The sequence below is a fragment of the Vogesella amnigena genome (genome assembly GCF_042648905.1).
Classification (GTDB): domain Bacteria; phylum Pseudomonadota; class Gammaproteobacteria; order Burkholderiales; family Chromobacteriaceae; genus Vogesella; species Vogesella amnigena.
In genome coordinates this window covers 213,431-229,497 of sequence record NZ_JBHRYH010000009.1, presented here as the reverse complement: position 1 = coordinate 229,497, position 16,067 = coordinate 213,431, and the positions used below count along the sequence as shown (strand labels likewise).

The window sequence follows — 16,067 nt, the reverse complement described above, 5'->3', positions numbered from 1 at the left end:
TATCCCCCGGCTACTAATCCAGCTTCACCCGCTGCCCCTGTTCCGCCACCGTTACCTGCCAGCGCTTTTCCAGGCTGATGCGGCGGCGCAGCGCGTCGGCCGCTTCCGGTTCGCCGTGCACGATGAAGGTCTGGCGCGGGGCCTGGCTGAAGCCGCTCAGCCATTGCATGATCTCGTCGCTGTCGGCATGGGCCGACAGGTGCTCCAGCGCCACCACCTCGGCATTCACCGGCACGTCCTGGCCGTGGATGCGCACGCTTTTTGCCCCGCCCACGATCAGCGCGCCACGGGTGCCACCCGCCTGGAAACCGCTGAACAGCAGGGTGTTGCGCGGATTGGGGGCGAAGGCTTTCAGGTGGTGCAGCACGCGCCCGCCGGTGGCCATGCCGCTGGCGGCGATGATCACCGCCGGCTCGCGCAGTTCGTTCAGGCGCTTGGATTCCTCCACCGAACGCACCATGTGCGCCACCTGGCACATACCCTCGCATTCCGCATCCGACAGCCGGTGGCTGTCACGGAACTGCTGGTACACGTCGGTGACATCGCTGGCCATCGGGCTGTTCAGATATACCGGCAGGCGGGCAGGAATGCGGCCGGCACGCTTGAGCCGGTACAGGAAATACATCAGCGCCTGCGCCCGCTCCACGGCAAAGGCCGGAATCACGGTGATGCCATGGCGCGCCACCGTCCGGTTGATTACCTCCGCCAGCACGGCTTCCGGGTCTTCCTGCGGGTGCTGGCGGTTGCCGTAGGTGGACTCCAGCAGCAGGTAGTCGGCCTGCTGTACGAACTCCGGCGGCTTCATGATCGGGTCCTGCTGGCGGCCCAGGTCGCCGGAACCCACCACCGTCACGCCATCGGCCACGATCTGCACGCTGGCCGCACCCAGGATATGGCCGGCCGGGCGTAGCAGCACCTCGATGCCCGGCAGGATCTCGCTGCGCTGGTGAAACCGCAGCGGCACAAAGTATTCCAGCGCCTTTTCGGCATCGGCCTGGGTGTACAGCGGCAGCGCCGGGCTGTGCTTGGAAAAGCCGCGGCGGTTGGCGTACTCGGCTTCCTCTTCCTGCAGGAAACCGCTATCCGGCAGCAGGATGCCGGCCAGCGCGCAGCTGGCCTCGGAGGCATAGATGCTGCCGCGAAACCCATCGCGCACCAGTGCCGGCAGGTAGCCGCTGTGATCCAGGTGGGCATGGCTGAGCACCACCGCATCCAGCTCGGCCGGCGCGAACGGCAGCCCGCTCCAGTTGCGCAGCCGCAGCTGCTTGTAACCCTGAAACAGCCCGCAGTCGAGCAGGATGCGCTTGCCGGCGCATTCCAGCAGGTACTTGCTGCCGGTTACCGTGCCGGCGGCGCCAAGAAAAGTCAGCTGCATAGTGTGTGTCCCCCGTGTATTGCCGAAGCATGCCTGTTGGGAAGCTTAGCAGGGCGGTGTGGTGCTGTATTGCGCTAGCGCAGGAGTGAGGGGGCAAGGCAAGCGGCTGGCCTGTCGGCCAGCTGTTGCAGCGGCTGCTGGCTGGCAGCCTGCGTTATTTCACTTTCCCAAAACGGAAAGTTGGCTTGGCGAATTGGTTAGACATCCCCTCGACCAGCTGGGGCTGATACGCGGGCGACAGAAAGCGATCAGGATCGGCAACGCAATGAAGCTTGGTGGCCTGGCCATGCTGAGTTGGACATGTCCCCATGATGTTAAGCTCCACCTGATTCACTCAGGGGTGAACCGGAAATTCTTAACTACAAGCTCCACTTGGTCTCCTGCCTGTGGAGGTTGACCCTTATAAAGCCAAAGGTTTAGCTCAATCTTGGCGCCATCAGCATCTGGTACACCTTCACGGCGAGTCCAATGCTGAAGGATGTTGCCGGCAGAACTCAATGCGATGAACTCTGCGAGTCCCTTCGTCCATCGGATGCGATAGCGCGTGTGCGCTTCATTGACTGTAAAGCGAGTCACCCTACCGGGCGTTGTATCATTCTGAACAACAAATTGACCGTTCTTAACATCATTTGGCTTGCCCCAGTAGGACAATTCGACATCAAGTTCCCGGTGCGCCTGCTCCGGAGAATGTTTGTAAGTAAAGAATCCAAATACTACTGACCGAGGAAGTGTCGTTGGATTCGTTTCCACTTCCAGTTCGTAAGTACCATACCCCAAGGCTTGGGACAGGATGACTTCTGAACTGGTCCAGATATTGCCAGTTTTACGAATAAATAGGTGGAGGCTACCGTCTGCTCCGACGGCAACCGATTCAGGGGTGCCATCAAAGATATTTGGGCCGGGGCCCCCCTCTTTTCCTGCAGAATCGCGCACCTCCCAGTTGTATCCAGAGAATGCTATCTCTCTGGAGGCGGACAACGCGGGCGTAATAATCAGCGAAAAAAAAGTTGCAATAGCAAGTTTTCGGAGCATAGCGCACCTTTACGATGTGATTTAGTTAGATTCTACGCAGTGAAAAACTTGCCACCTGGCCCTCGCTCCGGCTGCAGATGTTTAGCGCACCATCTCTATATGAGCTGGTGCCAAGCCAGCGTCCAGATGACCCTTAAAGTCCATTACCATGGCCTGCTTCCGCTTCACTAAACTTTGAATCAGTGGCCACCCACCACCCTCCAGAAAGGCTTCGTGTGAAACCGCCATAAAGACCGCATCTGCAGGGTTGGCTTGAGCCTCCGCAAGTGAAGTCAGCTGAAAACCCAACTCATGCTCTACTTCATCAGCGTGTGCCAATGGATCCACGACTTGAACCGTCACGCCATACTTGGCCAGTTCTTTGCAGATATCGCCGACTTTGGAATTGCGTACGTCCGGGACATTTTCCTTGAATGTAACGCCCATCACGGTGACTACCGAATCGCGACCAATGCCGACAGTTTGTGCCATCTTCTTAGCCAGTTTATCCACCAGGAACGCGGGTATCGAGTCGTTGGTTTCACGTGCCGATAGAATCAGTTTGGCTTGAAAGCCTTCACAAGCTGCTTTGTGGCTTAGGTAGTATGGATCTACCGAGATGCAATGGCCGCCAACCAGGCCTGGAGTAAATTTCAGGAAATTCCACTTGGTACCAGCCGCAGCAAGTACGTCATTAGTATCAACGCCACAGCGACTGAAAATCTGATAAGCCTCGTTCATCAGGGCAATATTTACGTCGCGTTGCACATTTTCCAGTACCTTGGCACCTTCAGCCACTTTGATTCCTGGTGCCCGGTGTACGGTAGTGATAGTGCCGTACATTGCGGCCAGGGTCTCCAGCACCTCTGGGCGGTCGCCAGACACTATCTTGGTGGTGTTAGTCAGGCGATGTACGTGGTCCCCCGGATTGATGCGCTCCGGCGAATAGCCAATGCTGAATTCTTGCGGGTAGCGATAACCTGATACCTGTTTCAGAATTGGCAAGCATTCTTCTTCGGTTGCGCCAGGGTAGACAGTGCTTTCGTAAACCACGATGGCACCTTTTTTCATTACTTTGGCTACGGTACGACTCGCTGCCAGTACCGCACCCATATCAGGCACTCGCGCCTCGCTAACCGGGGTCGGCACTGTCACAACAAAGATGTCAGCTACGCACAGGCTCTCTGCATCGCAGGTCAGTGTCAGTTTACCCCTCTTGGTCAGATCAGTTAGCACATCGGTGTGAATCTCACAAGTACGGTCATAGCCGTTAGCCAACTCGTCTATACGCTCACTGTTAATGTCAAAGCCGATAACATCGAAGTGCTTGGCCAGTTCAACTGCCAACGGAGCTCCTACGTAGCCTTGGCCAATAACTACAATTTTCGCTTGCTTAGACATTCCATTTCCAATCATTGTGCGCCAGTCCGGCTGGTCAGTTTATATGTACTTGGTTTTTCGGCCGCATTCATGCGGGCAGATTGAACGGGCAATTACTTGGCAGAATCACCATTGCGAGTCAGCCAGTCACGCAGATATTGCATGCGAGCCTCGGAGCCAGCTTGTTGTGCCACCGCAATAAGTTTTTCCAGAGTGGCCGAGCGCATTGCACGTTGCGCATCATCAGAATCAATACCTGTCACACGCTTAATCGTGTCTTCGGCTAGCTCACGGCGATCAGACCAACCCTGATGCAAGACGTTTTCCGCAGCAATAAGTCCCTTTACGGTATTGATTGCACGCTGCAATTGACTCAATGGGCCGTCACGTTGCTCACGGATATACTGTGCAGCCAAGCCCTCTACTGTAGTTGCAATCCGGTTTGCCGCGGACTGACCAAAACTGTAGGAAAAATTCATGCCCACAAACGCTTTACTGCTGCCTCCGTGTGTTTTGGTGTCAGCCTGAGCCCCTGCCGCGATAGAGACGTCCCAGCCAGTTTGTGCTGCGAGCTGAGCAGTCACGCTGGCCACTTTTGCATGTGACGCAATGGCTTTTTCGACCAGAATATTCAGCGGCTGTTCCGCCTCTTTTAGCTGGTCCTGGAATCTGGCGCGACTCTGATCCATATCTACCAACATCGAATGGACAGTAATACGGGCATCGTAGGAGGCTTTAACATCCATTAGCGTACTCGCACCTATTGCAAGCATCTGTTTCTCTTTAGTGATGTTGGCATTAGCCTGGTCAAGTGCCTTTTGCAGCTTCTGCGCCATGGCATCAATAGCCATCAGCATGCTACGTTGTTCTACGTTTTTTGCCTGCTCAGCCAGCATCTGATCAGCACGGTATGCATCACAGGTAGCATCAGCCAGGGTGCTAATGGTTTTAGCCTGGATATGGCGCGACAGGGACTTGCTTACTCCTGCTGTGATGGTGCTGCTAATGCCAGTTTGAGGATTGCCTAAGGTAGTGAACAGCTGAGAAGATCCCAGAAGTTGCTGTTGAACATTGGCTTGTGCTTTAGTCATTTCACAGAACAACTGTACTTCGTCAGCGAAGCTTGGGGTAGAAATCATTGCAATGACAGTAACCAGCGCCAAGTGCATGTAATTCAATTTCATGGTTGTTCCGTATGGAGGCTTGTCTTTTGTAATCATCAAGTTATGTGGATTTAATCGCTAATAAATTACATGGTAACAAATGTTGAGTGCAGGAAATAAGAGTAATAGACTACTCGGCCATTAATGTAATATTGCTAATTAAATTTTTAGATGATAACGAAAGGCCGGCTGCCAACAAATAAAACTTTGTCCTTGGCTGCTTGATTCTCGCCCAAGTCGAGTTCAACCAGGACGCCACGCACTAACGTGTTATACAGCGGATGTTGCAGCCGCTCTTCTTCAGTGGTAACTGTTTTTATGGTGCCAACTTGGGAACATAGTATAATTTCCAGTTTGCATGAAAATACAGGGGCGCCGATCCGAGCGGAGTCTTCGTTTTCATAAGGCACAAAAGCAAAACGATTAACAGTTTTTGCACCATATGCAGTCATGTAGTATGGGCTGGCTTTAAGTGAAGTCAGCATGGCACCTAGCTCAGCAGTGTCTTTTGTTTTGGTCTTTACATCGGAATCCAGCTCAAGCAATTTCAACTCGGTTTCATTCAGTTGCTGTCGCAGAATGTTAACCTGGGCAATGCTTTGTATTGCCTCCGGCGAAGTGTTGCCACCTGCTAAGGAGTGAACGCCACGATTCAGTTGGCCAATCTGATTGAGCAGCGCAGCTGCAGCGAGATTGCCATCTACCAGAGAAGCCTCCAGTCCAAGAGCAGTAGCACGCATCTGATTTGCCGTAGTCGTTGTAATCAGGCCTGCGCGCAGTGATTTATCTATATTGGCAGTGGTCGGTAGAGTATTCGCTACCAATTTTTCGTTTTTTGCGTTAATGACGATTTTCTCTACACTAAGAGCCTGTAGCTTACCACTGTATTTTTGTGTGGTTACCTTTTCAGCGTTAAGCGCCTGCTCGTAGCGAGCAATAATTTCTCGCAACGCGTCTCGCTGTATCTGCAATAGCTTGTGTGCTTTTTTCGCGATCCCTAGCTCGCTTTTCATCTTGTCATAATTTTGGCGAGCTTGAAAAACCTGTGCAGCCAACTGCGCTACGTGAGGGTCAGACTTGCTCATGATAACTGGGATTGCCCAGCTTTTATTAAAGAGGAAAGTAGTAACTGTAATGCCGTAGCTAACAGCCCCCATCAATATCGCCACTAGCAGAAATATAGCTAGACGGCGGTACCAGTTAAGAACAGTGCCTTTGTAATCTGCATTTTTTAACTGCTTGAAGCGCAAAAAATCACGGATGCCTGTATTGTTTGATTTCATCGTAATTCCTGACTGCATATATTATGTATGACTGCATAGTGTATTTGTAAACATAACACCAAATAACCAGTGTAAATTGTAAGAAATTGCGGAAATTAATTACATTGATTGTTCGGTAGTTAGGTTTGTTAATTCTACTGGGTATTTTTGATCGACATCTTCGTTCGATGCTGCGGGAATTATCGCCTTCTCACGCGTTCCCCACACATCATGATCGAAGGAGAGAAGTGCCATGAAATGCAACATCCAAGACACGATGCCCCACGCTTGAAACAGGCCAACCTTCAGTGGGAAGGAAATCTTGACCGACCCAGGCATCAGCTTGGGTGCGTAGTAGTTGTAAGCTAAAGCCATTAGGATCGAGTGAATACTGCCGAACAGCACGCCAATACATGCCCCATACCAGAACACACCTATACCGTAGACCGGAATACAGGTAAAAAAGAACAGTGTCACTAAAATGCAGAGCACATACGGCATTAACCAGGTCAGCGTACGGTTAACACCGATAGTGCGAAAATTGGTTGGCAATGTTGCCAGAGTCCAGCATGTGTCACGCAGCGCGGAGCGTGACCAGCGCAACTGTTGCTTGAATAGGACGTTGAATGTATTGGGTACGGATGTCCAGCAAATTGCTTTCGGGTTAATGGTGGTACGCCACCCGCGCAGCATGACGATATGGGTCATGAAACGGTCCTCGCCAGCACGTACTTTTACACCAAGCCAGCTCAGGTTGTGAATATCTGGCTCAATGTCGCGATAAATAGAGGCGCGAACTGAGAACAGGCAGCCACTAATACAGCTAACACCTCCCTGTGCCATTTGTGGTAATTTTCCCAGTTGAAAACTTTTGAAGTAGGTTACCGCCTGCGACATGGTGTATACGTTATCATTGATGTTAGTGATGCCAACCGATCCACCTACTGCGCCAATGCGTTCATCACCATAACAAGCCACCAACTCTTTGATAACGTCTTCATGGAATATGCAATCGCTGTCGATGATTATGAAAATTTCACCAGTTGCGTGCCGCGAGGCGTTCAATACAGTAAGATGCTTGCCCGAGTTTTTCTCGTTACTTCCTACTCGCACGAGACTTGGGTGCGCGTCAGCTACTTGCCTAACGTACATCATTGAGTCGTCTTTGCTGCAATCGTCGAATGCGATGATTTCCAATTTGTCGCGGGGCCAATCTGCGGAAATGATGCTGTTGAGCGTATTCAAAATGTTGGCGCCCTCGTTATACACAGGAACCAAAACACTAACACGCGGTTGGTAGGTGTAGTCACGAGCAGGCTGCGCTGCAGTTGTTGCCAGACGCAACAGAAGATTGACTACTAATGCAATAACTAGCAGAATCGGCAGCATTTCAAAAAGTTCAATAATGCTTTGGGCAAACATGGTAGATTCTCAGAAATTTTCTAAGTGACGGAATTGAGCGCGCGCCAAAAATGCACATATTCTACAAGTAATGATTAATGCACTCGACTATGTCATAAATTAATGCAAGCGCTGCCTATGGTTATTCTTAATTTTTCAGCGCTGCCGATGTGCACGTGCAATAAAGTCGCAGCCGAAATTTACAGTGCCGTGTGTCGTGAGATGTTTTGTTTTATTAGTTTAGTTAACATTAAATTTAAATCGTTATGGGTGGGGTTATGCCGCTTAAGGAGACCGAGTGGCACTATACACGCTGCGCTAGGAATTAGTGGTCTGTGCTTAAATTCTTAACAATTGCTATAAATATTTGGCTTGCCCCCCCCCAAGAAGTCGCACGGGTATCTAGGAAAATACTGATTTCATTGCGTTGCTGCGTTGTTATTACAGAATTTCTCATTTCATATCAAGTGTATGCCACGGTGAAGTTTTCAGTGCGCGCTTTGTCCCGCTTAGAAATTCGGTTTTTCGAGGTGCCTATATGTGAATCAGCTGCTCAAATTGAATGGTGCAGTAATGTCATGGGTATGCTGTGATAATTTTCCAGAGTGACTGCCTCATGATTGCCATGGGGCACAAAAAAAGTCCGTACCATCACCGCCACCTGCGCGAAATTAATCAGGCCACCGGCCTCTTGGTCGAGTTGGCCGTATGCAACAAGGTCAGCATCCGCACCAGCCGGAAGTGGAAGCTGTGCGATAGCATCATGAATCAGTCCTCCTCCAGTGGCTGATTGCTCTCAATCCCCGCGCAGGAAATCATCGCCGTAGAACTGCGCAAGCTTTTCCGCTTTGGTCTGGAGGGTCTGCGCTTGTTGTCGGGGTAATGCTTAGTAGGGCGTCTCGAAAAACCCGGATTTTTAAGCGAGACAAGGCGCGAACGGAAAATTTCTACGCAGCATGTATTTGATATGTAAGGAAAAATTTTTCGTGAGCAACGCAGTGTCGCGACGAAAGCTGGAGTTTTTCGAGGTGCCCAATACTGATGTTTCGCGTTACGCCCTAGATCGCTGTTTACGGTCGGCTCAGCGTGGGCAACCTGCAAGCCCGTCGTTGAAGGCTGACAGGCTGGGCTATTTTCCGTTTTGTAAAATGCTTTATGCATGTTTCGGGCGTTACTTCGCACCGCTATCTGTTTGTGACTATCGCCATGCGGCACGATGGATATTTATCTTGCTACGCTCTAGCAAGACCACAATATATGCCATTCAATTTTTGGTGGTCCTGCATAAAGCGTGTCCGTGCCACGTTCGCACCCTATTGGCCTATAACGGCATCGAATTAAGCGGCCGCCTGTTCAACAAGTAGAAACAGGTTTGCGGCAGCCATGAATTCGACTAGTTATGTGTAGCGCTAGGGATGGAAGACCGATTGACCAAACCTCACCATCTGCAAGCGAACGTTATGCTGCAGCGCTTCAACGGGCGTGTCAGTGAGCTATTGGCTACGCTCCGTTTTGAGCACGGGCAGAATCTGGAGGCGACCTTGTTGCGTTAAGTGTTGCTGTACTACCAGCATTTATCGCAATGGCGTTGGCTCATAAAACGCCGTAGCAGGCGATGAAGCAGCGGCAGAAAGCAAACCCTGAATTATTCAAAAAGCAGATATACGGTAGTCCGGAGCAAGTCACAGGGGCGATCCGCCATGTTGCGACAGCCAAAGCCACGCTGGTGGAGCGCCCGGTGAGGCAGTGTTTTCGCACTACTACTTGGTAGCGGCCAGCAGGCAGTCCTGCAGCAGCTGGCTGGCCAGGTCCGGGGTTTTGCCCTGGCGGGTGATGATGCTGAAGGTGGAAGAGTAGGAAAACAGCGCCGGCTGCAGCGCCCGCAGCAGCCCCTGCTGCTGCCATTGCTGCGCATAGTGGCTGAGGTATTGCCCGGTAAGTACCAGGGTGCTGATCGCTTCCATGGTATAGGCCACCGCGGCCTTTTTCAGGCGGATCTGGCAGGGGCGCTGGCTTTCCTGCATATAGCCGCGCTCCACGTAGTCATGGTCGGCCACGCTGTGGGCGATGTGCTCGTCGCTGCTGGCGAACAATGGATGTTGCGTGGCGCAATACAGGCTCTGCTCTTCCTGGAAGGCGCTGGTGTACACCAGGCCGGACAGGTTGTGGTGGAAGGCGCCGACGGCGATGGCGATCTTTTCTTCCAGCACCAGTTTTTCCAGTTCATCTGGGCGATGGATGTGCAGGTGGATCTGGGTTTGCGGCAGCTGTTCGCGAAAGCGCCGCAGCGCCTGCGCGGTGGGCATCTGCGGCAGGGTGAGCAAGCCATCCACCAGCCCGATGTGGATATTTGGTGCCGGCTGGCCGTGCAGGGCGCCCAGGTTGCCAATGAAACGATCGATATCGGAAAACAATCCACGGCTGGCTTCGTATACCGCCAGACCATCCTGGGTGAGCTGAAAACCCTGTCGTCCGCGCTGGCACAGCTTCAGCCCCAGTCGCACTTCCAGATCGCTGATGGTGGTGCTGAGCTTGGACAGATGCATGTTGAGGCTGGTCTGCGCCTGGGTGAAGCCGCCGGCATCGGCGATGGCGCAGAAAATGCGCAGTGATTTCAGATCGAAATCGGATAGGTTGCGGATCGGCATGGCTGTTTCCCGGGCATGGTGGCGGCTTGCGGCGCCCGTTGTTGCGGGCGTGCGGGCATTCTGTGGCAGTGTCCGTGGCGGAACAACTGTCCACGCCGCGCGGTAGGGCGCCTCGAAAACCCGGATTTCCAATTGCGCCAAGTCAGGCGAGACAAGGCGCGAACGAAAAATTTCGACGCAGCATATGTTTGATATGTAAGGAGAAATTTTTCGTGAGCAACGCAGTATCGCGACGAAAGCAGGAGTTTTTCGAGGTGCCCGGTATTCAGCCGCCCGGCTTGCCCGCGTCCTCGTCCAGTTGGCGCAGGAAGGCCAATTTGTCGGCGATCTTGCTTTCCAGCCCGCGTGGCACCGGCTGGTACCAGCCGGGTTCGGCCATGCCGTCGGGGAGGTAGGTCTCGCCGGCGGCATAGGCATGCGGCTCGTCGTGGGCGTAGCGGTAGTCGTGGCCGTAGCCCAGTTCCTGCATCAGCTTGGTGGGCGCATTGCGCAGGTGTACCGGCACTTCGCGGCTCTTGTCCTGCTTCACGAAGGCCTTGGCCTGGTTGTAGGCCATGTAGCCGGCATTGCTCTTGGCCGCCACCGCCAGGTAGATCACCGCCTGCGCCAGCGCCAGCTCGCCTTCCGGGCTGCCCAGCCGCTCATAGGTGGCGGCGGCGTCGTTGGCGATCTGCAGGGCGCGCGGGTCGGCCAGGCCGATGTCTTCCCACGCCATGCGCACGATGCGCCGCGCCAGATAGCGAGCGTCGGCGCCGCCGTCCAGCATGCGTGTCAGCCAGTACAGCGCGGCGTCCGGGTGCGAGCCGCGCACTGATTTATGCAGCGCGGAGATCTGGTCGTAGAAGTTGTCGCCGCCCTTGTCGAAGCGGCGGGCGCTCACGGTGAGCACCTCAGCCAGGAAGTCGGCTGCCACGCTGGCAATCTTGCGCGCGCGCGCGGCGGTGATGGTCTGCTCCAGCAGGTTGAGGAAGCGGCGCGCATCGCCGTCGGCGTAGCCGGCCAGCGCTTCGGCGGCGCCGTCGGCAAAGCTGATGCCATCCAGCCGGCCGCTGGCCTGTACCCGCTGCAGCAGCGCCAGCAGGTCGGCGCCCTCCAGCGATTTCAGTACGTAGACCTGGGCGCGCGACAGCAGCGCGGCGTTGACTTCGAACGAGGGGTTCTCGGTGGTGGCGCCGATGAAGGTGAGCAGGCCGGATTCCACGAACGGCAGGAAGGCATCCTGCTGGCTCTTGTTGAAACGGTGTACTTCATCGACGAACAGGATGGTGCGCCGCCCGCTCTGCTGCAGCGTGGCATGGGCGCGTTCCACCGCTTCGCGGATTTCCTTCACTCCGGACAGAACTGCCGACAGCGGGATGAACTCGGCGTCAAAGGCCCCCGCCAGGATGCGCGCCAGCGTGGTCTTGCCCACGCCGGGTGGCCCCCACAGGATCATGGAGTGCGGCACCTGTGCTTCTACCGCCAGCCGCAGCGGCTTGCCGGCGCCGATCAGGTGTTGCTGGCCGATGACCTCGTCCAGCGATGTTGGCCGCATGGCTTCGGCCAGCGGTTTTACCGGCTCGCGCGCAAACAGGTCCATGGCTTACTCGCTGACCACGTCCACGCCCTTGGGCGGGGTGAAGCTGAAGTGGCTGGCTGTCAGCGGCGGGTTCTTCCTGATGTTGCTGAAGCTGATGCGGGTGACATTGCCGAAGCTGTCGGTGAGCTCCATCTCCACCAGCTGGTTGGCGCTGAAGCCCATCTTGATGCCGTCAAAGGTGTTATCACCCTTGCGCGGGGTGGCTGCCAGCCATTCCACCGCACCCTGGCGGCCAACCTCGCGCAGCAGGTAGTCGCGTTCGATGGCATTGCTGCCGGCCAGCAGTGCCGCCGGGCTGCTGCCCAGGGTGCCGGCCTGGTTGCGCTTGGTGATCTGCGCCAGTTCCTTGTCGTACACCCACAGCGTCTTGCCGTCGCCGACGATCAGCTGCTCGTAGGGCTGGGTGTAGGTCCAGCGCAGCTTGCCGGGGCGCTGGATCTCCATCTGGCCGCTGGCTTTTTCCTGACCGTTCTTGCTGCTAACGGTCTGGCTGAAGCTGGCGGACAGGGTCTTGGTGCCGGCAACAAAGGCCTTGAGCTGGGCGATGGCGGCGGCGTTGGCCGGGGCGATCAACGCGCAGCACAGCGCGAAACTGGCGAATGCTTTCATGGTATTCCTGTCGGTGAAACGGTCTTGCATCAGACCATGCTTCACCGTGACTGTTCGTGCACTTTTGTTAACGAATGCGTGATATTGGCCGCAACTCTGCGGCCAACTTGCTGTTTACATGAAGCGGTTGGTAATCGGGTATCGCCAGTCCTTGCCGAAGCCGCGGTGGGTGATGCGCGGGCCTACCGGTGCCTGGCGGCGCTTGTACTCGTTGATCTTCAGCAGGCGCACCACCTTGCTCACGTCGGCTTCGGCAAAGCCGGCCTTGACGATGTCGGCGGCGGACTGGTTGCCTTCCACATAGCGTTCCATGATGGCGTCCAGCACCTCGTATGGCGGCAGGCTGTCCTGGTCTTTCTGGTCCGGGCGCAACTCGGCGGACGGCGGGCGGGTGATGATGCGCTCCGGAATCACCTCGCCCACGGTATTGCGCCAGCGGCACAGCGCGAATACCAGGGTCTTGGCCACGTCCTTCAGCACCGCAAAGCCGCCGGCCATGTCGCCGTACAGCGTGCAGTAGCCGGTAGTCATTTCCGACTTGTTGCCGGTGGTCAGCACCAGCTTGCCGCTCTTGTTGGACAGTGCCATCAGCAGGGTGCCGCGAATGCGCGCCTGCAGGTTTTCCTCGGTGGTGTCGGCTTCCAGGCCGGCAAAGGAGGGCGCCAGCGCTTGCATGAAGCTTTCGTACATTGGCCAGATTTCGATTTCGTCGTACTTCACGCCCAGGCGGCCAACCATGTCGCGGCTGTCCAGCACGCTGATGTCGGCGGTGTAGCGCGAGGGCATCATTACCGCGTGTACCTTGTCTGCGCCCAGCGCGTCCACCGCTACCGCCAGCGTCAGCGCGGAATCGATGCCGCCGGACAGGCCGAGCAGGGCGCCGGGGAAGCGGTTTTTGCCGATGTAGTCGCGCACGCCCACTACCAGCGCGCGGTAGATGCTTTCCAGCTCGTCCGGCAGCGGGGCGATGTTGGCCGCGGCGATGTCGCCATCCACCACATCCACCAGCAGCAGTTCGTCGTCGTAGGCGGAGGCCTGCGCCACCACTTCACCAGCCTGGTTGATGGCGAAGGAGCCGCCATCGAATACCAGTTCGTCCTGGCCGCCGGTCAGGTTCACATAGGCCATCGGCACGCCGGTTTCTTCCACCCGGTAGCGCAGCACTTCGTGGCGGGTGGCGATCTTGTTGCGATGGAACGGCGAAGCGTTCAGCGACACGATCACCTGCGCGCCGGCCTCGGCGGTTTCCGCCGCCGGCTCCACCGACCACACGTCCTCGCAGATCAGCACGCCTACCTGCACGCCGTTCTGCTCGAATACCAGCGGCGCGGCACCGGGGGTGAAGTAGCGGCATTCATCGAATACTTCGTTATTCGGCAGCAGCATCTTGTGGTACTGGCCCAGGCGGTGGCCGTCACGCAGCACGGTGGCGGCGTTGAAGCGCTCGTTGCCCAGTTTGACCGGGTGGCCGATCACCAGGGTAATGCCGTCCAGCATTTCCAGCTCGTCGATGCCACGGGCAATGTCGCGATAGAACTGGTCGCGCAGCAGCAGGTCTTCCGGGCTGTAGCCGGTGAGCGCCAGCTCCGGGGTAACCAGCACGTCGGCGCCTTGCGCCATGGCCGCACGGGCGAGTTCGAGGATTTTCTGGGTATTGCCGGGGATGTCACCTACCACCGGGTTGAACTGGGCAAGAGCGATACGCATGGCTTGAAGACAGCTTGTTTGTAAGTTAACGGAGAGATTCTACCTGATCAGCCGGCGGCCCGCGTGCCGGAGCGGGCGTCGGTGCTTTGCCTGCCGGATCAAGTGCTTGCCCGCACCACTGTTGCCGGCACGGCGCAGGCTTGGCCGCAAGCGGCTGCATGCTGTGCTTTTTTCTGCAAAAAAGCTTGCCAATATGGGGTATGTCCCCTAGAATGCGCAGCCTCTGACGACGAAACGCCTAGCGCCGTTGTCAAAGCCATCTGGAGAGGTGGATGAGTGGTTTAAGTCGCACGCCTGGAAAGCGTGTTCAGGGTAATACCCTGACGGGGGTTCGAATCCCCCCCTCTCCGCCAGATTGCCTCATAAAGCCGGTTAAACGCCGGCTTTATCAAATTCCGGTTTTATAGAATTCTGGAGAGGTGGATGAGTGGTTTAAGTCGCACGCCTGGAAAGCGTGTTCAGGGTAATACCCTGACGGGGGTTCGAATCCCCCCCTCTCCGCCAGAATGTGAAAAGCCCCGAGCAATCGGGGCTTTTTGCTGGCTGCTACAAACTAACTATTGATGCCTCGCCAGACCCGGCAAAGCCGGGCCGCGCCAGCCAGGTGCTTGCATCGGCAGCCTTCCTGTTTACAAAACCAAGTCCTTCCGCGTAGCGAAAGCACTTGGTCAATACTCGCAAAAAGCCCCAGCAATCGGGGCTTTTTGCTTTTCCTGCCCGCAGCTTTGCACCATGCTGAAAGCACCCCGCCGCTGCGGCCAACCTGCCCGGAGTTATCCATGTCTGCCCTGCACCCCATCGACGCGCTGATCGCGCAGCTGCCCAAGACTGAACTGCACCTGCATATCGAAGGCACGCTGGAGCCGGAGCTGATGTTCGCCCTTGCGGCGCGTAATGGCATCAGTCTGCCGTATGCCGACATTGCCAGCCTGCGCGCTGCCTACGACTTCAATAATCTGCAATCTTTCCTCGACCTGTACTACGCCGGCGCCGGCGTGCTGCAAACCGAGCAGGATTTCTACGACCTGACCTGGGCCTACCTGCAGCGCGCGCAGGCCGACGGCATCGTGCACACCGAGATTTTCTTCGACCCGCAGACCCACACCGCGCGCGGCATCGCCTTTGCCACCGTCTACCACGGCATCAGCCGCGCGCTGGAAACCGCTGAGGCGGAGTGGGGCATGACATCGCGGCTGATCATGAGCTTTCTGCGCCACCTCAGCGAGGAAGATGGCTTTGCGGTGCTGGAGCAGGCGATGCCCTACCTGTCCGGTATCGACGGCTTCGGCCTGGATTCCAGCGAGGCAGGCCACCCGCCGTCCAAGTTCCAGCGCCTGTTCGCCCGCTGCCGCGAGCTGCAGCTGCCCTGCGTCGCACATGCCGGCGAGGAAGGCCCGGCCGCCTATGTGCGCGAGGCGCTGGAGCTGCTGCAGGTATGCCGTATCGACCACGGCGTGCGCAGCCTGGAAGACGCGACGCTGGTACAAAGGTTGGCCGCAGAGCGCATGCCGCTGACGGTGTGCCCGCTGTCCAACATCAAGCTGAAAGTGTTTGCCGACCTGGCCGAGCACCCGCTGCGCCGCATGCTGGAGGCCGGGCTGGTGGCGATGGTGAATTCCGACGACCCAGCCTATTTTGGCGGCTACCTGGGGGAGAACCTGCTGGCCTGCCGCCGCGCGCTGGATCTGGGGGCAGACGAGATTGTGCAACTGGTGCGCAACAGCTTTGAAGCCAGCTGGCTGGCGCCGGCACAAAAGGCCGACTGGCAGCGTGCCATCAGCCACATCGTGGCGGCGTGGCAGGTGGAACAGGCGCTGTAAGCCAGTTTGCGAGGATGACAGAACAACCCGGCATTGCCGGGTTGTTTGCTTTCCGGGCTGGCGGCATTGTCATCAAGTGCAAAAATAAGAGCGATCCTAGTGGAATTGTCGA

11 protein-coding genes and 2 tRNA genes are annotated in these 16,067 nt (G+C 56.3%); 3 read left to right on the top strand and 10 right to left on the bottom strand.

Going from position 1 to position 16,067, the window contains the following annotated elements:
- Window positions 1–13 precede the first annotated feature (13 nt).
- The 10 genes from ACFOKJ_RS04620 to ACFOKJ_RS04575 form a co-directional block, all read right to left on the bottom strand.
- Window positions 14–1,375 (bottom strand): MBL fold metallo-hydrolase RNA specificity domain-containing protein, encoded by a 1,362-nt coding sequence (locus tag ACFOKJ_RS04620; RefSeq protein ID WP_390276950.1) that lies wholly within the window; start codon window positions 1,373–1,375, stop codon window positions 14–16.
- A gap of 330 nt (window positions 1,376–1,705) precedes the next feature.
- Window positions 1,706–2,407 (bottom strand): hypothetical protein, encoded by a 702-nt coding sequence (locus ACFOKJ_RS04615; RefSeq protein ID WP_390276949.1) that lies wholly within the window; start codon window positions 2,405–2,407, stop codon window positions 1,706–1,708.
- Between the two features lie 81 nt (window positions 2,408–2,488).
- Complete coding sequence (locus tag ACFOKJ_RS04610) at window positions 2,489–3,787, bottom strand: nucleotide sugar dehydrogenase (protein ID WP_390276948.1); 1,299 nt, start codon at window positions 3,785–3,787, stop codon at window positions 2,489–2,491.
- A gap of 92 nt (window positions 3,788–3,879) precedes the next feature.
- The gene (locus ACFOKJ_RS04605; protein WP_390276947.1) at window positions 3,880–4,950 is read right to left on the bottom strand and encodes a hypothetical protein; all 1,071 of its coding nucleotides are present in this window, start codon (window positions 4,948–4,950) and stop codon (window positions 3,880–3,882) included.
- A 146-nt stretch (window positions 4,951–5,096) separates the two neighbouring features.
- Complete coding sequence (locus ACFOKJ_RS04600; RefSeq protein WP_390276946.1) at window positions 5,097–6,212, bottom strand: hypothetical protein; 1,116 nt, start codon at window positions 6,210–6,212, stop codon at window positions 5,097–5,099.
- Between the two features lie 99 nt (window positions 6,213–6,311).
- Window positions 6,312–7,613: a glycosyltransferase gene (locus ACFOKJ_RS04595; protein WP_390276945.1), complete on the bottom strand. Its 1,302-nt coding sequence runs from the start codon at window positions 7,611–7,613 to the stop codon at window positions 6,312–6,314.
- Between the two features lie 1,739 nt (window positions 7,614–9,352).
- The gene (locus ACFOKJ_RS04590) at window positions 9,353–10,240 is read right to left on the bottom strand and encodes a LysR family transcriptional regulator (protein WP_390276944.1); all 888 of its coding nucleotides are present in this window, start codon (window positions 10,238–10,240) and stop codon (window positions 9,353–9,355) included.
- Between the two features lie 265 nt (window positions 10,241–10,505).
- Window positions 10,506–11,819, bottom strand: a complete 1,314-nt coding sequence (locus ACFOKJ_RS04585) for a replication-associated recombination protein A (protein WP_390276943.1) — start codon at window positions 11,817–11,819, stop codon at window positions 10,506–10,508.
- 3 nt (window positions 11,820–11,822) lie between these two features.
- A complete protein-coding gene (gene lolA, locus ACFOKJ_RS04580; RefSeq protein ID WP_390276942.1) occupies window positions 11,823–12,428 on the bottom strand; it encodes an outer membrane lipoprotein chaperone LolA in 606 nt (201 codons plus the stop codon).
- 114 nt (window positions 12,429–12,542) lie between these two features.
- Window positions 12,543–14,135 (bottom strand): NAD+ synthase, encoded by a 1,593-nt coding sequence (locus tag ACFOKJ_RS04575; protein ID WP_390276941.1) that lies wholly within the window; start codon window positions 14,133–14,135, stop codon window positions 12,543–12,545.
- 262 nt (window positions 14,136–14,397) lie between these two features.
- Here ACFOKJ_RS04575 and ACFOKJ_RS04570 point away from each other — a divergent pair.
- The 3 genes from ACFOKJ_RS04570 to ACFOKJ_RS04560 all read left to right on the top strand — a co-directional run bounded on the left by ACFOKJ_RS04570 (window position 14,398) and on the right by ACFOKJ_RS04560 (window position 15,955).
- A tRNA-Ser gene (locus tag ACFOKJ_RS04570) sits at window positions 14,398–14,488 on the top strand.
- A gap of 60 nt (window positions 14,489–14,548) precedes the next feature.
- A tRNA-Ser gene (locus ACFOKJ_RS04565) sits at window positions 14,549–14,639 on the top strand.
- Window positions 14,640–14,914: 275 nt separating this feature from the next.
- The gene (locus ACFOKJ_RS04560; RefSeq protein WP_390276940.1) at window positions 14,915–15,955 is read left to right on the top strand and encodes an adenosine deaminase; all 1,041 of its coding nucleotides are present in this window, start codon (window positions 14,915–14,917) and stop codon (window positions 15,953–15,955) included.
- The last annotated feature ends 112 nt before the right edge of the window (window positions 15,956–16,067 follow it).